This window comes from Streptomyces sp. NBC_00829 (assembly GCF_045161795.1).
GTDB lineage: Bacteria > Actinomycetota > Actinomycetes > Streptomycetales > Streptomycetaceae > Streptomyces.
Window position 1 is genome coordinate 1,384,796 of the sequence record NZ_CP108867.1, and the last position, 19,849, is coordinate 1,404,644.

General features: G+C 68.9%; 17 protein-coding genes and 1 pseudogene. 13 read left to right on the forward strand and 5 right to left on the reverse strand.

The features are described from left to right. Positions 1-5 precede the first annotated feature (5 nt). Positions 6-716 (reverse strand): PAS domain S-box protein, encoded by a 711-nt coding sequence (locus OG293_RS05950; protein WP_405997706.1) that lies wholly within the window; start codon positions 714-716, stop codon positions 6-8. A gap of 546 nt (positions 717-1,262) precedes the next feature. Between OG293_RS05950 and OG293_RS05955 the strand changes: the two genes are divergently transcribed. Next, the gene (locus OG293_RS05955; protein WP_405997707.1) at positions 1,263-2,693 is read left to right on the forward strand and encodes an NAD-dependent succinate-semialdehyde dehydrogenase; all 1,431 of its coding nucleotides are present in this window, start codon (positions 1,263-1,265) and stop codon (positions 2,691-2,693) included. A gap of 70 nt (positions 2,694-2,763) precedes the next feature. Beyond that, the gene (locus OG293_RS05960) at positions 2,764-2,943 is read left to right on the forward strand and encodes a hypothetical protein (RefSeq protein ID WP_405997708.1); all 180 of its coding nucleotides are present in this window, start codon (positions 2,764-2,766) and stop codon (positions 2,941-2,943) included. Between the two features lie 273 nt (positions 2,944-3,216). Here the strand turns inward: OG293_RS05960 and OG293_RS05965 are convergent, their stop codons facing one another. Further along, complete coding sequence (locus tag OG293_RS05965; protein WP_405997709.1) at positions 3,217-3,492, reverse strand: winged helix-turn-helix domain-containing protein; 276 nt, start codon at positions 3,490-3,492, stop codon at positions 3,217-3,219. A gap of 461 nt (positions 3,493-3,953) precedes the next feature. Between OG293_RS05965 and OG293_RS05970 the strand changes: the two are divergent. Next, positions 3,954-4,124: pseudogene (locus OG293_RS05970) on the forward strand (IS30 family transposase); the annotation flags it as partial. 33 nt (positions 4,125-4,157) lie between these two features. On the opposite strand, the gene dacB reads toward OG293_RS05970, so the two are convergent. Both dacB and OG293_RS05980 read right to left on the reverse strand, forming a co-directional pair. Beyond that, on the reverse strand, positions 4,158-5,516 hold the full coding sequence (dacB, locus tag OG293_RS05975) for a D-alanyl-D-alanine carboxypeptidase/D-alanyl-D-alanine-endopeptidase (protein WP_406003514.1): 1,359 nt from the start codon (positions 5,514-5,516) through the stop codon (positions 4,158-4,160). A 1,144-nt stretch (positions 5,517-6,660) separates the two neighbouring features. Further along, positions 6,661-6,996 carry a hypothetical protein gene (locus OG293_RS05980; protein ID WP_405997710.1) on the reverse strand — a complete coding sequence of 112 codons (336 nt, stop codon included), beginning with the start codon at positions 6,994-6,996 and terminating at the stop codon, positions 6,661-6,663. Positions 6,997-7,115: 119 nt separating this feature from the next. Here OG293_RS05980 and OG293_RS05985 point away from each other — a divergent pair, with 119 nt between their 5' ends. The 3 genes from OG293_RS05985 (at position 7,116) to OG293_RS05995 (ending at position 9,116) form a co-directional block, all read left to right on the forward strand. Beyond that, positions 7,116-8,075 carry a radical SAM protein gene (locus tag OG293_RS05985; protein WP_405997711.1) on the forward strand — a complete coding sequence of 320 codons (960 nt, stop codon included), beginning with the start codon at positions 7,116-7,118 and terminating at the stop codon, positions 8,073-8,075. A gap of 76 nt (positions 8,076-8,151) precedes the next feature. Further along, the gene (locus OG293_RS05990; RefSeq protein WP_405997712.1) at positions 8,152-8,559 is read left to right on the forward strand and encodes a RidA family protein; all 408 of its coding nucleotides are present in this window, start codon (positions 8,152-8,154) and stop codon (positions 8,557-8,559) included. A 5-nt stretch (positions 8,560-8,564) separates the two neighbouring features. Beyond that, positions 8,565-9,116: a GNAT family N-acetyltransferase gene (locus OG293_RS05995; RefSeq protein WP_405997713.1), complete on the forward strand. Its 552-nt coding sequence runs from the start codon at positions 8,565-8,567 to the stop codon at positions 9,114-9,116. 112 nt (positions 9,117-9,228) lie between these two features. Here the strand turns inward: OG293_RS05995 and OG293_RS06000 are convergent, their stop codons facing one another. After that, positions 9,229-9,813, reverse strand: a complete 585-nt coding sequence (locus OG293_RS06000; RefSeq protein WP_405997714.1) for an adenylosuccinate lyase — start codon at positions 9,811-9,813, stop codon at positions 9,229-9,231. 348 nt (positions 9,814-10,161) lie between these two features. Between OG293_RS06000 and OG293_RS06005 the strand changes: the two genes are divergently transcribed. The 7 genes from OG293_RS06005 (at position 10,162) to OG293_RS06035 (ending at position 19,743) form a co-directional block, all read left to right on the forward strand. Continuing rightward, positions 10,162-11,946: a 3-hydroxyacyl-CoA dehydrogenase family protein gene (locus OG293_RS06005; RefSeq protein ID WP_405997715.1), complete on the forward strand. Its 1,785-nt coding sequence runs from the start codon at positions 10,162-10,164 to the stop codon at positions 11,944-11,946. Between the two features lie 103 nt (positions 11,947-12,049). Then, a complete protein-coding gene (locus OG293_RS06010; protein ID WP_406003515.1) occupies positions 12,050-12,889 on the forward strand; it encodes a TetR family transcriptional regulator in 840 nt (279 codons plus the stop codon). Between the two features lie 771 nt (positions 12,890-13,660). Then, positions 13,661-14,998 carry a crotonyl-CoA carboxylase/reductase gene (gene ccrA / locus OG293_RS06015; protein ID WP_405997716.1) on the forward strand — a complete coding sequence of 446 codons (1,338 nt, stop codon included), beginning with the start codon at positions 13,661-13,663 and terminating at the stop codon, positions 14,996-14,998. 14 nt (positions 14,999-15,012) lie between these two features. Beyond that, positions 15,013-17,058 carry a protein meaA gene (locus OG293_RS06020; protein WP_405997717.1) on the forward strand — a complete coding sequence of 682 codons (2,046 nt, stop codon included), beginning with the start codon at positions 15,013-15,015 and terminating at the stop codon, positions 17,056-17,058. Beyond that, positions 17,055-18,020: an HpcH/HpaI aldolase/citrate lyase family protein gene (locus OG293_RS06025; RefSeq protein ID WP_405997718.1), complete on the forward strand. Its 966-nt coding sequence runs from the start codon at positions 17,055-17,057 to the stop codon at positions 18,018-18,020. Before OG293_RS06020 ends, OG293_RS06025 begins: the two co-directional genes overlap by 4 nt. Before the next feature lie 2 nt (positions 18,021-18,022). Beyond that, positions 18,023-18,535 (forward strand): MaoC family dehydratase, encoded by a 513-nt coding sequence (locus tag OG293_RS06030; protein ID WP_405997719.1) that lies wholly within the window; start codon positions 18,023-18,025, stop codon positions 18,533-18,535. A 2-nt stretch (positions 18,536-18,537) separates the two neighbouring features. Then, entirely contained in the window at positions 18,538-19,743 is a 1,206-nt protein-coding gene (locus tag OG293_RS06035; protein ID WP_405997720.1) for an acyl-CoA dehydrogenase family protein, read from the forward strand. Positions 19,744-19,849 lie beyond the last annotated feature (106 nt).

Here is a 19,849-nt window from a genome sequence, read left to right on the forward strand (position 1 = left end):
GCCGCTCACGTGCCCGAACCCGGTCGGTGACATCCAGGACCACCTTCCCCACCGCGAACGTCTCGCCCGCCGCGTTCCGCAACGGAAACGCGCACGGGGTCCGACGGGGTGGTTCCACGGACCTCATCCGTGCGCGGTCGCCCGAACTCCAGCACCTGGCGCTGCCGCTGTTCGACGGCCCGGCGATCGAGCCCGGGAAGCGACTCATTCGTGGTCCGGCCCAGGCGCTGGTCGTCCGCCAGGCCCGACATCCGCCGCAGCTCCGCGTTCTGCACGACGCAGCGCTGCTCGGAGTCGTAGACGCCGACGGCAATGGGGGCATCCTGCAGCAGCGAGTCGATGAGCGCGTGGCGGTAGTCCTCCCCCGGCTCTCCGTCCGGTTCAGCCCACAGGAGCCACTGCATCCCGCTCTCGGGGATCAGAGGGGTTGCCGACACCACCATCGGCAGCAGACCGCCGTCACGATGACGCAGGACCACCCGCCGCGCTTGGCAACCCGCGGCAAGCTGCTTCAGCACCGTGGAGTCCGGCGCGGGCGAGGCGAGCAGGCAAGCCGCCGGAGTTCGCAGTACCTCGTGTGCCGCGTACCCCAGCAGATGCTCAGCGCGAGGGCTCCAGGCCACCAGCAATCCTCCCGTATCCACCACTGCCGTGGCCACGGTTTTCGGACCGCGCGCTACGGCCGCCGGGTCCGGGGAGACATGCTTCTCGCACATGGAACCGCCGCTCCGGTAGGTCAGCCGGTGCCCGTCCACTCAGGGACCGGCCGTTCCCGCTTCTCCGGTCCCCCGTCACGAAAGGGTGACTGAGCAGGTCAGGCGTCTGCCGACCGGTGAGAGGCGAGGCGGATCCGAGGCCCGGCCGGCCCAAGCCGGACGCGCCATGGTCCGCCCAACGGCACACGCGGGTAAGCCGCACCGCTTCGCGAGCGGCACGACGGCGGCGGTCGGCGACGACTGCGCCGAGGTCGGCTCGTCGCATACCGACGCGCACAGCTTCCCTCCGAGCTCCGCACCGCGGGGTGCGCGGTATGGGAAAGCGCCCAGGCCGCCTCGACGATCCCTTACCGACATCAGCACGCCCATTTCGTTGACATTTCATCGTTGTGAGTGTCATACTCTAGGCGATCTTGCGGCGGTCGGCAGTAGAACGAAGGGATGACCTCGCTTCCGTGCCCGCGGCTAACATTCGTCAGCCCGCGGCAGACATGAAGCGGCGCAGCCGCGAACACGCCCAGCGGACCCACAGGGAAGTAGGCTCAGGTGGACTATCAGGACCTATGGCTGTACATCGCCGGCCGTCGCGTCTACGCGGGCGAGCGCGAGACCCTCGAGGTACTCAATCCTGCCACCGGCTCTGTCCTGGCTGGGGTGCCCATCGCCACCAGTGATGACCTCGATGAGGCACTGCAGGCGGCATCCGACGCGTTTCCATCATGGCGACGGACCCCGGTCGACGCCCGCGCGACGGTCTTGAAGCGTGCGGCAGATCTGTTGCGGGGGCGCGCGAGCGACATCGGCCGGTTGATAACGCTGGAGCAGGGCAAGCCGCTGGCCGAGTCGATGGACGAAGTCCAGCAGTCGGCGACCATTCTCGAATGGTTCGCAGAGGAGGCTCGGCGCGCCTACGGACGTGTTGTACCTTCCCGCGTGGCCGGTCGGCGAGATCTGGTGCTGCGTCAACCTGTCGGACCAGTAGCGGCTTTCACACCGTGGAACTTTCCCATGACCATCGCCGCCCGCAAGGTCGGGGCGATACTAGCGGTCGGCTGTACTTGTGTTCTCAAGCCGGCGGAAGAGACACCTGCCGCCGCGCTGGCGCTGACGCAGGCGCTGATCGATGCCGGACTGCCCGATGGCGCCCTGTCCGTCGTGTTCGGCGTCCCGGATCACATTTCCGCGCACCTTGTCAGGTCCGAGGTCATCCGTAAGGCGACATTCACGGGATCCACGTCAGTGGGTCGGCAGATCGCTTCTCTCGCCGCCGAGGGAGTGAAGCCGGTAACCATGGAGCTGGGCGGGCACGCTCCGGTCCTGGTCTTCGAAGACGCCGATCTCGACAAGCTGATCGCTTCGGGGGTGGCCGCCAAGTATCGCAACGCCGGCCAGACATGTATCAATCCGACCCGCTTCTACGTACAGGAAGGCGTGTACGACAAGGTCGTCCGCCGTTTCGCCGAAGGCGCAGCGACGGTGAAGGTCGGCGACGGCCTGGACAGGACTGTCCAGATGGGGCCCCTCGCCAACGCTCGGCGCGCCGCGGCCATCACATCCCTCGTAGAGGACGCGGTCGGCCGCGGGGCGAAAGTGCGGGCCGGCGGCCAATCCATCGCGGGCACGGGCAACTTCTGGGAGCCGACGGTCCTACAGGATGTCGACCCGATGTCACGGGCGATGCTCGAAGAGCCGTTCGGCCCACTGGCGCTCTTCAGCCCCTTCGACACAGTCGAGAATGCGATAGAGGCGGCCAACCGACTCCCCTTCGGATTGGGCGCCTATGCCTTCACGACCGCCTTGGACACGGCCCACAGATTGGCCGAAGATGTCGAAACAGGCATGCTCGCGATCAATCATTTCAAGCTCGCGGGGCCGGAGACGCCCTTCGGCGGCGTGAAACTGAGTGGTTACGGATCTGAGGGCGGTACCGAAGGGTTGGCCGAGTTTCTGCAGTTCAAGCTGGTCAGCGAGGGCTGACAAGCGTCGTAGCGGAACCGGGCGGGCGGGGCGCCGTGCCCCCGCGCACACCAAGCCGGAGGAAATGGCCATGGACAGCGTGCCGGCCATGCCGGAGCCGCGCGCCGGCGACCGCTTCACCCTGCGTCCGTGGACGCTGAACGCCGGTGACCTCGCCCTGGTCCAGGAATCCGCGAGCAGCGTGTGGGCCTGGGAACGGAGAAATGCACGCCAGGTCTGCTTGGGATGCACGCTGCGGCGCGGGCGGTAGACCAGAACGGCGCAGCACACGCCGGATCATGGCAGCAGCCACTCGATGACCAAGCCGACTCCCGCACGATCAGGTCGCGGTAGTCCTGCCAGGTGAAACCCCTGGGCTCGCCCTTGCGTCCTCGATGGACGCGGAAACTGTAGACCAGCCGTGAACGCTCCCCGTTCTTGAAGCACGTCATTCCGGCCATGAAGACACGTCCGGAACCCCGGCCCCGCACCCGGACCACTGGCGTCCGGCCGACCCGGCCCCAGGTCCTGGCCCGTGGCGGCCTCAGCGACAGACTGGCCTCGTCCTCGCAGACGATCCAGGCCCCGCGGACCGCCGCCGTGCTTTTACCCGCGGCCACACCTCCTTCTTCCACAACTCGACCGCCTCGTCGTCCCGCTCGACCGCCCTACGGGCCGGCTGCTGCCACGACCAGCCATGGCGCTTCAGCAGCCGCCATGTCCCCTCCACCGTGCAACCGACGTGGAACAACCGCCCGATCAACGTCTTCACGCGCCAGCGTCCACCGCTGGTCCGCCCACCCGTGAGCGAGCGGACCACGCTCCAACTCCCGCTCAAGACATGCCATTTGCGCCTCGCTCAGCCTTGGGCGCCCAGGCGAACCCTTCAGCGGACACCGCCTTGACCATGCTCCCGCCACTCACGGCGCCAGAGCGTGTCCAGCGCCGCCTTCGGCTACCTGAGCTTCTACACATGGCAGCAGGTCGGCCGATGGTTGCGCCGCAAACACCGCCGGTCCGGCTGGAAGGGCCTGCGCCGCCGCTATTACAAGGGCGGTGTGTGGTGGCCGGCCTCGGAGGAACGATCACTGTTCAATCCGGCGAAGGCAGGCACGACGCGCTACCGATACCGGGGACAACGATCCCAACTCCCTGGCCAGCCACGGGATGAGGACCCGCGGAAGCCCATGACAGGGCGGCCAGCTCTTCGGACAAGTCGCTTCCCGGACCCGCCAGAAGCGAGCCTACGCCACCACCCCAGGCGGCTTGACAAACACAGAGGCACCCAAGGGCACCGACCTGTCGGTCCACACCCGCGGGCACCTCGACGCCGTGGCCGCCGAACTCAACGGCCGACCAGGCAAAGCGCTCGGCTGGGAAACCTCAGCCGAGCGCCTGCATACACTCCTCACGACCGCCGGACACCGATCAAGTGTTGCAACGACCCCTTGAATTCGGTTCCGCACCCGGGGCGCATGTGCGCGTTTATGTCCAGCAGCCGTTCACGGTTGCGGCGAGGCCGTCCATCGCGTCCTTGATGGCGTTGCCGTTGGCCGTGGAGCCGTTCTCCACGAAGGAGAAGACCTTCCACCGGCCGTCCTTGCCCTGGGTCAGGCCGCTCAGTGCGGTGGCGCCGGTGAGGGTGCCGGTCTTGGCGTGGACCTTGCCGACCGCACAACTCGAGTTCGCGTCGTCGAAGCGGCCCCACTCCGGGCCGAGAGTGCTGCCTGCCTCACCGGCGACCGGGAGGCCGTCGCGGATCGAGCGGAGACGGTGTTCGTAGCGCTTCTCCGTCAGCAGGTCGAGGATCTCCGCAAGCGTCCGGGCCGGGATGCGGTTGGCACGGGAGAGGCCGCTCCCGTCATACATCTCGAAGTTCTCCAGCGACACTCCGTAGCGCCGGCTCAGCACGTCGCGTACAACCGCCGTGCCGCCCTCGAAGGTGGCGGGCTGCCCGGCGCGCAGCGCGGTCATCCGCAGCAGGGTCTCGGCGGCGTTGTTGTCGCTAACCTTGATCATGTGGTGGACGATGTCCGACAGCTTGGCAGACTTGTGGCGGGCCACCGGTACGTCCGTGACCTCCTCCGTCCGGCGGGTGACGTCGCCGTCCACGGTGATGCCATGGGTGGCGAGTTGCTTGGCGAAGACCTGCCCTGCGTCGATGGAGGTGTCGGTGACGGCGTGTCCGTCGACGACGAGGGCGCGGACCGGGGCGACGGAGTCGAGGTAGTAGCCGTCGTTCCAACCTGGGGCCAGGGTCGGTTCGGGGAAGAGGCTGTCGTCCACGGCGACCTTCACACTGGTCCGGCCCGCGGCCTTCAGCCCGGCTACCGCGTCCTTCGTCATTTCGGCGAGGTCGGCGCTGGTCAGGGTCCTGTCGCCGCCGCCGACGAGAGTGAGGGTGCCATCGCCGTATACGGCCTTCGTCTGGAACCGGTGGTTCGGGCCGAGCACGGTCAGGGCGGCGGTCGCGGTGGCGAGCTTGGTGTTGGACGCCGGCATGAGCGCGGTGGCGCCGTTGTGGTCCCAAACGGTGCCGTCCGACTTCGCGTCCAGCACCACACCGCTGACGTTGCCGCCCAGTCGCTCGTCGACGACGCGGGTGTTGAGGTTCGCGGCGATCGCCTGGTCGGCGGAGTTGAGGCTCTCGTTCGTGTCCGGGGTTGCTTCGGGAGTCGTCGCTGTGGTCTTCTCGTCGGCGGCGAAGGCCGAGGGGGCGGCAAGGACCGCCGACGTGACGGGTACGGCCATGGCAAGGACCAGGGCACGGCGGGCGCCCGGGCCGAACTGCTTCGGCTTACGGTGCCGGTGGCGGGCGCCCGGGGTGAAGGTGGGCGGGGGCATGACTTCGGTTCTGTCGTTCAAGGGGTGCCTCCGTGGGGTACGCCGGCGGGAGAAAAGGCCGACGTGGTGGCGAGTGGGAATGGCCCTATGACGAGAAACGTCCGGACACCGCACAAGTCAACGCATCAATCCCACGGCCCACAAAGGTGACTCACAAGTAAGAGACACAGCTCACAAGTTCCCGCACATCGGTCAGCGCGCCTCAAAGAGCACGAACGGCCTGCTGCGGCACTGCATTCGACTTGGCCCGTAGGGCGATCGAACGCAACGGCGATCGAACGCGACGACGATGCAGTGGAGTTGTGGAAGACGGAGGTGTGGTCAGTTCAGCCAGCTGCGCGATGACAGTGCTGGGGTTGCGCGCACAACGACCGCAGGACGTCTCGTCATGAGGAGCGGGGCGCCCGGCCACGTATGCGGAGAATGCCCTGACGATTTCCTGACGTCCGCTCGTTATGGTCGGCGCCATGCAACGCACATGCAGCGTTCCGCCCCTCGTCTGTGGCATCTCCCTATGAGGTCTGTCCGGGCCAGCTTCTCGGGACCACACTCAGGTCCGAGGATCTGGACCGTGCCTGCGCCGCACCGACCCAGTGGCCCCGTGCCGCGGCGTCCAGGCCCTGCCCAGCGACCACACCCCCACCCACACCTCCACGTTCGTCACCCGGGCCGCAGCCGTGCGCCTGACCCGCACCTGCGACGCCTCAACGGAAGGCAGTGCAGCGCGCCCGACTTCACGCACGCCGACGGCAAGGACACCTGCGGCCGCTACGACTTCCAGGTGCACGGCGCGGGCCACAACTACTGCGACACCCAGTGCTCAGACCCGATCCTGACCCGTGCGCGCCACTCTCCGCCGGGCGTGACGCGATCGATGTGCGAGCACGGCCGGTGCCGTGGGCGCCTCACCCGGCTACGAGCCGACCAACTCACCAACCAAGAACATCCGTTGAGCAGACCACACAGGGCACGCTCGCGCTCGCGCGAGCGTGCCCTGTCCAGCAGTAGCCGAGCGCGGCGTGCAGTCGTGCTGTCTCGTCGGCCTCCGCCTCGATCGCCTCGGTGGTGCGGTACTGGTCGCTAGTTGCAGGTAGAGGGCGGCGGTGTCGGCGGCGAAGGCGAGCCAGCGTGCGGCACGCCGCCGCTAGGCGGGGGTGGTGGCCGCCGTCAGGCGGCGCCGGTCGGATTCGAGCTGCATGCGATACCAGAACGCGGTAGCCGTCGTCGTGGCCAGGTTCGCGCGCACGAACCGTTCGGCGTCCGCCGCCCGCTCGCGGCAAGAGGCGCAGAACTCGCAGGGGTTCGGCATCTCGCCGCCGGTCTCGGCCGCTGCCGATGCGGCGGCGTGCCACAGGGTGTGGCCGATCGGGTCGGCCTGCTGCCACACCGTGTTGAGCCGGGGCACGTCGTCCCATCGGCCGTCGCGCAGCGCGTCAGCCAGGTTCCGGGCGGCCGTGATGCTCGTGGGCAGGGTGGTCATAGGGTTGTCCTCGTCTCTCTGTCTCGATGGGAGATGGCGGGCCGGTTGCCTTCTGGGGAGTTGGGACCGGCCCCGGGTTGTGCATGTCCCGGGGCCGCATGGCGTGTCAGGTGGGGAGCTTGACCAAGGCCGCAACGGTCACACAGGAGCGAGCGGCTTCCGCCGTAAGGGTGCGCGTTGAAGACGCACCCTTTGCGCGGGCTGCTCCGCCCGCGGGGTCAGCCCATCCCCTGGAGCGGCTCGATCCGTACCGATCGCGGATCGAACGGCGCCCTGCCAAGACGGCGCGGAGCCTCGACACCGGGCTCGGCTTCGACTCCCAGATCGTCGTGAAGATCAACGCCCCGGAGCTGCTCCGCCGGCAGCTCGCTTCCCGGCAGTGGCAGGGCGCGCATGTGGCGATGGGAACAAATGTCGACTGCTACCAGCGGGCGGAGGGCCGCTACCAGCTGATGCCGGGCATCATCGCGGCGCTGCGTGACCACGCCAATCCGTTCTCGATCCTCACGAAGGGCACGCTGATCCTGCGCGACCTTCCGCTGCTGCGGCAGGGGGCCGAAGTGACGGAGGTCGGGATCTCCGTCTCGGTCGGCTTCGTCGACCGCGAGCTGTGGCGCACCGTCGAGCCGGGCACACCGTCGCCGGAGCGGAGGCTGGACGTGGTGCGCACCCTCACCGGCAACGGCATCGGCTGCGGGGTGCTGATGGCGCCGGTCATTCCCTTCCTCGGCGACCACCCGGACCAGTTGCGCGCGACGGTACGGGCGATCGCCGCGTCCGGGGCGACCTCGGTGACGCCGCTCGTGCTCCATCTGCGGCCGGGAGCGCGCGAGTGGTTCATGGCCTGGGTGGGGCAGCACCATCCGCATCTGGTGCAGCGGTACGAGCGGCTGTACGCGGAGGGGGCGTACGCGCCGAAGTGGTATCAGCGCCGGATCACCCGCCGTGTCCATGAACTGGCAGCGGAGTTCGGGATAGGCCCGTCGGGGCCGGGCATGCCGCGCCGCGTCCCCGCCCGGCAGGAGGCGCCGGAGCCGGTTCCGGTGGTGCCCGAGCCCACACAGCTCTCCCTGCTGTGACCCGGGCGGGGCGACCGTCCGGTGACCCGGCGCCTCGTCCGCGCGGATTGTCAGTGGCGTGCGCGAGGATGAGCGCATGACTACGCGACTCACCCATGTCGAGGCCCCCGCGGGCGTCGCCCCCAGCCCGCAGTACAGCCATGTCGTCTGGGGCAACGGGCGGTTCGTGGCGATATCCGGGCAGTGCGCGTTCGACGTGGACGGCACGATCGTGGGCGAGGGCGATCCCGCAGCTCAGGCGCGGCAGGTGTTCGAGAACCTCCGCCGCTGCCTGGCGGCTGCGGACGCCACCTTCGACGATGTGGTCAAGCTGACCTACTTCGTCACCGATATGGCGCATATGGCCGGGGTGCGGGAGGCCCGGGACGAGGTGTTCGGCGCGGGCCTGCTCCCGGCGAGCTCGGCGGTCCAGGTGGCCGCGCTGATCCGGCCCGAACTGCTCGTGGAGATCGAGGCGTTCGCACTCGTCGGCGAAGAGGGCTGACCGGCATGGGCGTCGTGGCGCATGTGCGTGGGATGACGATGGAGGACTGCGAGGCCGTCGCGACCGTGCGGGTGCGGGGCTGGCGGCACGCCTACGCGGGGCTGATACCCCAGTCGTATCTGGACGCGATGAGTGTGGGAGAGGACGCGGCACGGCGACGCGCCCATCTCGCCGAGGGCGAGGAGCGGATCACCCATGTGGTCGCCGTACAGGACGGCGAGGTCGTCGGGTGGGGTTGCTGCGGGCCCTGCCGCGACGACGACGCGGCCCCCGGAGTGTGCGAGCTGTACGCGATCTATGTGCTGCCCGAGCGGATCGCCACAGGGGTGGGGCGGGCGTTGCTGGACGAGCTGACCGAGCGGGCGGTGGCGGACGGCTTCGAGCGGATGCGGCTGTGGGTCCTGAAGGAGAACGGCCGGGCCCGCCGCTTCTATGCCAGGGCGGGCTTCGCTCCGGACGGCGCGGAGGAGCCCTTCGAGGTGGACGGGGTCGCGGTCCCCGAGGTCCGGTACGCACGCGCGCTGACGAGCGCGGGGTGTGGTACGCACGCGGGCTGAACGACCGGTTCGCGTCCGCGGCGCAGGACTTCGCGGCCTGTCCACCAGCAGTCCGCCGACGGCTTCGGAGCGTCTGCCCCCAGCCCGTCGACACACTGCGGACCGGCCGCCCTCAGCCCGGGGACGGGCTCGGTGCCAGCCGGGCCAGTGATGCCTCCGCCGCCGCCGACAGGCGGGGGTGCGTGCGGGCCGACCTCAGGATGTCGCCCGCCCTTCCGTCGCCGAGCGCGCCCAGCCCCTCCACGCAGGCCAGGGCCACCCTCCAGTGCGGATCACCGGGAGTGAGCCTGCGCCTGAGGACGGTGATCAGGGCCGGCACGGACTCGGGTGCGCGCAGCCGCGTGAGCAGGCGTACGGGCACCAGGGCATAGGCGACCCGCAGCTCGTTCGTGGCGAGCGCGGCCGCGGCGCGCGGGGTGCGGGGGTCCGACAGCCTGGACAGCGCATGAGCCGCCGCGACGCAGCGTGCGGGGTCGCGGTGGTTGAGGAGCAGGACCAGCGCCTCGAAGGCCCGCCGGTCCCCCGCGCAGCCGAGCCGGAACGCCGCGATCTCCCGCGCCCAGAGCGGCCGTTCCGCTTCGATGAGTACCCCCGCCAGCTCCTCCCGGTCCTCCGTGGCCAGTAACCGTTCATAGGCAATCGAGCCGCCCGACTCGCCCCGCAGCCGCTGGGCCAGCGACAGTAGCTCCTCGTCCATGGCGGCCAGGGTAGGGGCAGAGACCGTGCCGCGGCGATACAGATCACACCGGCTCAGGTCTGGCGCGCTCGTTACCCGCAAGTTAATCTCAAGTGAGCGGGAAACCCCCGCCGACTCAGGTGGCCTGGTGACGCAGCCGCCTGGGAGACCCCGGTGCCGCAAGGCTTCGGGGGAGTTTGTCGGTTCGGTATTTCGCATGACGTACGACGTGGCTCCGGGACAGAGTCCGTCGGCTCTGCACCACGACACGCACTTCCGGTGCGCCGAATTTCCGTGCGCCCTGCGCCCCTTGGCGTCCTCGCCGCCGCGCGCCCCTCATCAGTCGTCACTCATCACTGGAGTCCCCCGATGGACACCCCTCTCACCACCATTGCCGTTGTCGGCCTCGGCACCATGGGTACCGGCATCGCCGAGGTCCTCGCCGGCGCCGGCCGCGAAGTCATCGGCATCGACATCAGCGACGCCGCCGCCCGCCGGTCCGTCGCCGCGATCGAGGCCTCCACGGCCCGTGGCGTCGAGCGCGAGCGGATCAGCGAGGAGGAGCGCCGCGACATCCTGGCCCGCTTCCGCACCTTCTCCGACCTTCAGGCCGCCGCCGACGCCGACCTCGTCATCGAGGTCGTGTCCGAGTCGTACGAGGCCAAGCAGCAGGTCTTCCGCGCGCTGGACTCCATCGTCCGTCCCGGCACCATCCTGGCCACCGGCACCAACGCACTTTCGGTGACCCGGCTGGCCGCGGACTCCGAGCACCCCGAGCGCGTGCTCGGTCTGCACTTCTTCAACCCCGCCCCGGCGATGAAGCTCGTCGAGGTCGTCGCCTCGGTGCTGACCGCCCCGCAGGCCGTGGAGGCCGTGACCGCACTCGCCCGCGAGCTCGGCAAGGAGCCCGTCAAGGTCGGCGACCGGCCCGGTTTCGTCGCGGACGGACTGCTGTTCGGCTACCTCAACCAGGCAGCCGCGATGTACGAGGCCCGGTACGCCTCCCGCGAGGACATCGACGCCGCCATGAAGCTCGGCTGCGGACTGCCCATGGGCCCGCTGGCGCTGCTCGACCTGATCGGCATCGACACCGCACGGACCGTCCTGGACGCGATGTACACGGAGTCCGGTGACCGCCTGCACGCGCCGGCCCCCATCCTCAAGCAGCTCAGCGAGGCGGGCCTGACCGGCCGCAAGTCGGGTCGCGGCTTCTACACCTATGCCGGCCCCGGCACCTCCGTCCTGGTCGCGGACGCCCTCACCCCGCAGTCTGCCGACGAGAGGGCGGGCGCGACCCGCGAGATCCGCTCGGTCGGCGTGGCCGGTTCCGGCACGATGGCGAGCGGAATCGCGGAGGTCTTCGCCAAGGCCGGCTACGACGTGGTGCTCGCCGCGCGCAGCCTGGAGAAGGCGGAGACCGCCAAGTCCCGTATCGCCAAGTCGCTTTCGCGCTCCGTCGACAAGGGCCGGATGACGGCCGAGGTCCGCGAGGCGACCCTGGGCCGTGTCTCGGCCGCCGGTTCGCTCGACTCCTTCACCGAGGTCGACCTGGCCGTGGAGGCGGTGGCCGAGGACCTGGAGATCAAGCAGCAGCTCTTCGCCACTCTCGACAAGGTCTGCAAGGAGGGCGCGGTGCTCGCCACCACCACCTCCTCGCTGCCCGTCGTCGCCTGCGCCCGCGCCACCTCGCGCCCGCAGGACGTCATCGGGATGCACTTCTTCAACCCGGCCCCGGCGATGAAGCTGGTCGAGGTGGTCCGTACGGTCCTGACCTCCGACGAGGTCCACGCCACGGTCCGTGAGGTGACCACGAAGATCAAGAAGCACCCGGTGGACTGCGGCGACCGGGCCGGGTTCATCGTCAACGCCCTGCTCTTCCCGTACCTCAACAACGCGATCAAGATGGTCGAGGAGCACTACGCCACGCTGGACGACATCGACGCCGCCATGAAGCTGGGCGGCGGCTACCCGATGGGGCCCTTCGAACTGCTCGACGTGGTCGGGCTCGATGTCTCGCTCGCCATCGAGAAGGTTCTGCACCGTGAGTTCCGCGACCCGGGCCTGGCACCGGCGCCGCTGCTGGAGCACCTGGTGGCCGCGGGCTGCCTCGGCCGCAAGACGGGCCGTGGTTTCCGCGAATATGCCCGGCGCTGACGGGGACGCGGGCTGGGGCGGGCTGCTCGACCCTTCGGGCGGCCCGCCCGCCGCCTCCGGCGGGGCTGCGGCAGCCCACCCACGGGCGCGCTCGGCTGTACGAATGCAGTACGTTCAGCTCATGCCCCAGCCCGCCAAGCCCAGCCGTGCCAAAGCCGCGTCCGACGCTCCGGAAAGTGCCGCAGGCAGTCGCGCCGCCGCGCAGCGGCTCAAAATGCGGCGCGAGCTGGCGGCGGCTGCCATGGAGCTCTTCGCCACCAAGGGGTACGAGGCCACGACCGTCGACGAGATCGCGGCGGCGGCCGGGGTCGCGCGACGGACCTTCTTCCGGCATTTCCGCTCCAAGGAAGAAGCGATCTTCCCGGACCACGACGACACGCTGGTGCGCGCCGAGGCCGTGCTGAACGCGGCTCCGGCCCACGAGCATCCGCTGGACACGGTGTGCCGGGGCATCAAGGAGGTCATGCGGATGTACGCGGCCTCGCCCGCCGTCTCCGTGGAGCGCTATCGCCTGACCCGTGAGGTGCCCACGCTGCGGGAGCGGGAGATCGCCTCGGTGGCCCGGTACGAGCGGCTGTTCACCCGCTATCTGCTGGGCCATTTCGATGAGCGCGACCACCACGACGGCAACGACGACCCGCTGCTGGCGGAGGTGGCCGCGTCCGCGGTCGTCACCGCGCACAACCACGTCCTGCGCCGCTGGCTGCGGGCGGGGGGCCAGGGCGATGTGGAGACCCAGCTGGACCACGCCTTCGCGATCGTCCGCGACACCTTCGGCTCGGGCATCGGCGCCGGGCGTACCGCGCAGAGCGAGCGGCCGGGGCCCGCGGCCGTGGCGACGCGGGCAGGCGGCGACGTGCTTGTGACCGTGTCACGCACGGACGCGCCCCTGGAAGAGGTGCTGCGAACCATCGAACAGGCCCTGGGGAACCACAAGGGCTGAGCTGCTGCGGTAGCCGCTCACACGCACCGCGGCCCAAGGAGCGCATGGCCCGGGCGCCCGGCGCTGCACCTGGTCCGGCACAGGCGCGACCGGCGCCGGACTCCGGTGCGCTCGGCCCGAGGCCTCGTCCGGGGGGCAGGCGGGTCGGGTGCGGGGCGTAGCCCTGCTCCGGGCGGCGGGCTGAGCGGCCCCGTAGCGGGCCGCCGCTGCCGCGCTGAGGCCCGGACCGGTACTCGACGGGTAAGGCGGCGGCTCTCGGCCACCGGCTGCGCGTGCCCGCCGCCGATGGCCGAGAACGCGGACATCGCGCGTTCCCGTGTGCGAACGAGCGGTCCCGCTACACCGCGTCGCCGCCCGGAACATCCTGTCGCCACTCGGACCCCTGAGGCAGTGCGGTGGGGCTACGGACCGGCGCTCCGCGGGAGTGCCGATCGCCGGTGCCGAGGGACCCCGGCGGCGCCCGTTGTGTTGCTCATACGTGCCGGGCAGATGACAGCTGAGAGAAACTGTTGGCACGCAGTGTCTTGCGAGCTGGCACGCCGTGCCATACGTTGGAGGGGTCCGGGCGGCCGGCGTGCAGAGACCTTTCGTACGCCGGCTGTCCCAGCAAACCATCGGTTTGTTCGCCCGGACGCCTGCGTCACAGGCAACCTCACGCGCACACCCGCGCTGCCAAGCACCACCCGCCGAACCGACGGCACACCTCCACAGCAGCAGCACACCGACGTTCCCCTCAGCGTTCCCTCAGACGCGCTTCGCCGGAGGCACCCCGTGAAGGAAATCCTGGACGCGATCCAGTCGACGGACAGCACGTCCGCCGACTTCGCCGCACTGCCCCTGCCCGACTCGTACCGCGCGGTCACCGTGCACAAGGACGAGGTCGAGATGTTCGCCGGGCTTGAGACCCGCGAGAAGGACCCGCGCAAGTCCCTCCATATCGAGGACGTGCCGGTGCCCGAACTCGGCCCGGGCGAAGCCCTGGTCGCGGTCATGGCCAGCTCGGTGAACTACAACTCCGTCTGGACCTCCATCTTCGAGCCGATGCCCACCTTCGGCTTCCTGGAGCGGTACGGAAAACTCAGCGAGCTCACCAAGCGCCACGACCTGCCGTACCACATCATCGGCTCCGACCTGGCGGGCGTCGTGCTGCGCACCGGCCCCGGCGTGAACGCGTGGAAGCCGGGCGACGAGGTCGTCGCCCACTGCCTCTCGGTCGAGCTGGAGTCCTCGGACGGCCACAACGACACGATGCTCGACCCCGAGCAGCGCATCTGGGGCTTCGAGACCAACTTCGGCGGGCTCGCCGAGATCGCCCTGGTCAAGTCGAACCAGCTGATGCCGAAACCGGACCACCTGTCCTGGGAGGAGGCCGCGGCTCCGGGCCTGGTCAACTCCACCGCGTACCGTCAGCTCGTCTCGCGCAACGGCGCGGGCATGAAGCAGGGCGACAACGTCCTGATCTGGGGCGCGAGCGGCGGACTCGGCTCGTACGCCACCCAGTTCGCGCTGGCCGGCGGCGCCAACCCGATCTGTGTCGTCTCCAGCGACCGGAAGGCGGACATCTGCCGTGCGATGGGCGCCGAGGCGATCATCGACCGCAACGCCGAGGGCTACAAGTTCTGGAAGGACGAGCACACCCAGGACCCGCGCGAGTGGAAGCGCTTCGGCAAGCGCATCCGTGAACTCACCGGCGGCGAGGACGTGGACATCGTCTTCGAGCATCCGGGCCGCGAGACCTTCGGCGCCAGCGTCTACGTCACCCGCAAGGGCGGCACGATCGTCACCTGCGCCTCGACGTCCGGCTACAACCACGAGTACGACAACCGCTACCTGTGGATGTCGCTCAAGCGGATCGTGGGCTCGCACTTCGCCAACTACCGCGAGGCATGGGAAGCCAACCGGCTGGTCGCCAAGGGCAAGATCCACCCCACGCTCTCGAAGGTCTACTCGCTCGACGAGACCGGGCAGGCCGCGTACGACGTGCACCGCAACCGGCACCAGGGCAAGGTCGGCGTGCTCACCCTCGCCCCGAGCGAGGGGCTGGGCGTCCGCGACGAGGAGCTGCGCGCCAAGCACATCGACGCCATCAACCGCTTCCGCAACGTCTGACTGAGGTCCCACAGATGACAGAGCGTCACAAGGACCGGCCCTGGCTCATGCGGACCTACGCCGGTCACTCGACCGCCGAGGCGTCCAACGAGCTCTACCGGCACAACCTCGCCAAGGGCCAGACCGGCCTGTCGGTCGCCTTCGATCTGCCGACGCAGACGGGCTACGACCCGGACCACATCCTCGCCCGCGGCGAGGTGGGCCGGGTCGGGGTCCCCGTCTCGCACCTCGGTGACATGCGGCGGCTGTTCCAGGACATCCCCCTGGAGCAGATGAACACCTCGATGACGATCAACGCCACCGCCATGTGGCTGCTGGCGCTCTACCAGGTCGTCGCCGAGGAGCAGGGCGTCGACATCACCAAACTCCAGGGGACGACCCAGAACGACATCGTCAAGGAGTACCTGTCGCGCGGGACGCACGTCTTCCCGCCCGGTCCTTCGCTCCGGCTGACCACCGACATGATCACGTACACGGTGGCCAACATCCCCAAGTGGAACCCGATCAACATCTGCAGCTACCACCTCCAGGAGGCCGGCGCCACGCCGGTCCAGGAGATCTCGTACGCGATGTCCACGGCGATCGCCGTACTGGACGCGGTCCGCGACTCCGGCCAGGTGCCCGCCGAGAAGTTCGGCGATGTGGTCGCGCGTATCTCCTTCTTCGTGAACGCGGGCGTCCGCTTCATCGAGGAGATGTGCAAGATGCGCGCCTTCGGCCGCATCTGGGACCAGGTCACGCGCGAGCGGTACGGCATCGAGAACGACAAGCAGCGCCGTTTCCGCTATGGCGTCCAGGTCAACTCCCTGGGACTCACCGAGGCGCAGCCGGAGAACAACGTCCAGCGCATCGTCCTGGAGATGCTGGCCGTGACCCTCTCGAAGGACGCACGCGCGCGTGCCGTGCAGCTCCCCGCCTGGAACGAGGCACTGGGCCTGCCCCGGCCCTGGGACCAGCAGTGGTCGCTGCGCATCCAGCAGGTGCTGGCCCACGAGAGCGACCTGCTGGAGTACGAGGACATCTTCGCGGGCTCGCACGTCATCGAGGCCAAGGTGGACACCCTGGTCCACGAGTGCCTCGCCGAGATAGCGCGGATCCAGGAGATGGGCGGCGCGATGGCGGCCGTCGAGTCCGGATATCTCAAGTCGCAGCTGGTCTCCTCGCACGCCGAGCGGCGCGCCAGGATCGAGTCGGGCGACGAGAAGATCGTCGGCGTGAACGTCTTCGAGACCACCGAGCCCAATCCGCTCACCGCGGACCTGGACGAGGCGATCATGACGGTCGACCCGGCGAACGAGGCCCGGGTCGTGGCCGGCCTCCACGCGTGGCGCGACGACCGCGACGAGGCCCGGGCGACCGAGGCGCTCGCCGCGCTGAAGAAGGCCGCGGCAGGGTCCGAGAACCTGATGGCCGCCACGGTCGAATGCGCCCGTGCGGGTGTCACCACCGGCGAGTGGTCCTGGGCACTGCGGGATGTGTTCGGTGAGTTCCGCGCGCCGACCGGGGTCTCCAGCGCACCGGTCGCGGTGACCGCCGAGGCGGGCACTCCGCTGGCCATCGTGCGGGAGAAGGTGACCCGTACGGCCGATGAGCTCGGCTCCGGAAGGCTGCGGCTGCTGGTCGGCAAGCCCGGTCTGGACGGGCACTCCAACGGCGCCGAGCAGATCGCCGTACGGGCCCGCGACGCGGGCTTCGAGGTGGTCTACCAGGGCATCCGGCTCACGCCGGAGCAGATCGTCAACGCGGCCCTCGCCGAGGACGTGCACTGTGTGGGCCTGTCGATCCTGTCCGGCTCGCACGCCGAGCTGGTCCCGGACGTGCTGGCACGGCTGCGCGAGGCCGGAGCGGCCGTTTCCCCCGGGCCCGGCGGCCCGGGAGACCACCCCATTCCGGTGATCGTCGGCGGGATCATCCCGACACGCGACGCCGCCGAACTGATGGCGGCGGGTGTTGCCGCCGTTTTCACCCCGAAGGACTTCGGCATCACCGAGATCATCGGCCGTATCGTCGACGAGATCCGGAAAGCGAACAAGCTCGACCCTCTGGAGGTCCCCGCATGACATCCCCCGTGAACCGCCTGCGTCCGCGGCGCTCCTGCCTGGCCGTGCCCGGCAGCAACCCGCGGTTCCTGGAGAAGGCCCAGGGCCTCCCGGCCGACCAGGTCTTCCTGGACCTGGAGGACGCCTGCGCGCCGCTCGCCAAGCCGGAGGCCCGGCACACCATCGTCAAGTTCCTGAACGAGGGCGACTGGACCGGCAAGACGAGGGTCGTGCGGGTCAACGACTGGACCACCGAGTGGACCTACCGTGACGTCGTCACGGTCGTCGAGGGCGCGGGCCAGAACCTCGACTGCATCATGCTGCCGAAGGTCCAGGACGCCCAGCAGGTCGTCGCCCTGGACCTGCTGCTGACGCAGATCGAGAAGACGATGGGCTTCGAGGTCGGCAAGATCGGTATCGAGGCGCAGATCGAGAACGCCAAGGGTCTGGTGAACGTCGACGAGATCGCCGCCGCCTCGCCGCGCGTGGAGACCATCATCTTCGGCCCGGCCGACTTCATGGCCTCCATCAACATGAAGTCGCTGGTCGTGGGCGAGCAGCCGCCCGGCTATCCGGCGGACGCGTACCACTACATCCTGATGCGCATTCTGATGGCCGCCCGGATGCACAACCTCCAGGCGATCGACGGCCCGTACCTCCAGATCCGTAACCCGGAGGGCTACCAGGAGGTCGCGCGCCGCGCCGCCGCCCTCGGCTTCGACGGCAAGTGGGTGCTCCACCCGGACCAGGTCGCCGCAGCCAACGAGATCTTCTCGCCCTCCCAGGAGGACTTCGACCACGCCGAGCTGATCCTGGACGCGTACGACTACTACACGTCCGAGGCGGGCGGCAAGAAGGGCTCGGCGATGCTCGGCGACGAGATGATCGACGAGGCCAGCCGCAAGATGGCCCTGGTCATCTCGGGCAAGGGCCGGGCCGCCGGCATGCGGCGCACCTCGAAGTTCGAAGTTCCGGAGGCCTAGTCATGCAGTTCGGACGCACCTACGAAGAGTTCGAGGTCGGCGCGGTCTACAAGCACTGGCCCGGAAAGACGGTCACGGAGTACGACGACCACCTCTTCTGTCTGCTCACCATGAATCACCACCCCCTCCACATGGACACCAACTATGCGGAGAAGACGACCGATTTCGGCAAGAACGTCGTCGTGGGCAACTACATCTACTCACTTCTGCTCGGCATGTCGGTGCCGGACGTTTCCGGCAAGGCCATCGCCAACCTGGAGATCGAGTCGCTGAAGCATGTGGCTCCCACCTTCCACGGCGACACCCTCTACGGCGAGACGACCGTCCTCGACAAGACCCCGTCCCGTTCGAAGAACGACCGCGGAATCGTCTATGTCGAGACGAAGGGCTACAAGCAGGACGGCACGCTCGTCTGCGTGTTCCGGCGCAAGGTGATGGTCCCGACCGAGACGTACATCAAGGAACGCGGCGGCGAGCAGCCCGGCCGCCCCGAACTGAAGGCGCAGGAGAAGTAGCCATGAGCCGACTCGCCCAGACGCACGGGCTGACCGACGTCCAGCAGGAAATCCTGGCCACGGTCCGGGACTTCGTCGACAAGGAGATCATCCCGGTCGCGACCGAGCTGGAGCACCGCGACGAGTACCCGACGCAGATCGTCGAAGGCCTCAAGGAACTCGGCCTGTTCGGGCTGATGATTCCGGAGGAGTACGGCGGCCTGGGCGAATCGCTGCTCACCTACGCGCTGTGCGTGGAGGAGATAGCGCGTGGCTGGATGTCCGTTTCGGGCATCATCAACACGCACTTCATCGTGGCGTACATGCTCAAGCAGCACGGCACGCAGGAGCAGAAGGACACCTTCCTGCCTCGGATGGCACTGGGCGAGGTCCGTGGCGCGTTCTCGATGTCCGAGCCGGCTCTCGGCTCGGATGTGTCGGCGATCACGTCCAAGGGCGTCAAGGACGGCGACGAGTACGTCCTGACCGGCCAGAAGATGTGGCTGACGAACGGCGGAACGTCCAACCTGGTCGCCGTTCTGTGCCGGAGTGACGAAGGACACCCGCAGGGCACGGCCCCCCACAAGTCGATGACGACCTTCCTCGTCGAGAAGGAGCCCGGCTTCGGGGAGGTCCGCCCCGGCCTCACCATTCCCGGGAAGATCGACAAGATGGGTTACAAGGGCGTCGACACGACCGAACTCATCATGGACGGACTGCGCATTCCGGCCGATCGGGTACTCGGCGGCACCACTGGCCGAGGGTTTTACCAAATGATGGACGGCGTGGAAGTCGGCCGCGTCAACGTCGCCGCGCGTGGCTGCGGCGTCGCGCACCGTGCCTTTGAGCTGGGGGTCTCCTACGCCCAGCAGCGTCACACGTTCGGCAAGGCGATCGCTCAGCACCAGGCGATTCAGTTCAAGCTGGCCGAGATGGCTACCAAGGTCGAGGCCGCGCATGCGATGATGGTGAACGCGGCACGCAAAAAGGACTCCGGGGAACGAAACGACCTGGAGGCAGGGATGGCGAAGTACCTCGCCTCCGAGTACTGCAAGGAAGTCGTCGAGGACGCCTTCCGCATCCATGGCGGTTACGGCTTCTCCAAGGAGTACGAGATCGAGCGCCTCTACCGTGAGGCTCCGATGCTGCTGATCGGCGAAGGTACCGCTGAGATCCAGAAAATGATCATTGGTCGCCGGCTGCTTGAGGAGTACCGATTCCAGGGTTGATTGTCGCGCTTGGGTCGGTTCGGCCGCGAAGAGGATCACACCCCGTCATCTTCTTCCGGCCGTGGACTCGGCTTCCGGCTTTCCCAGTTGCGGCCCGCAACCGATA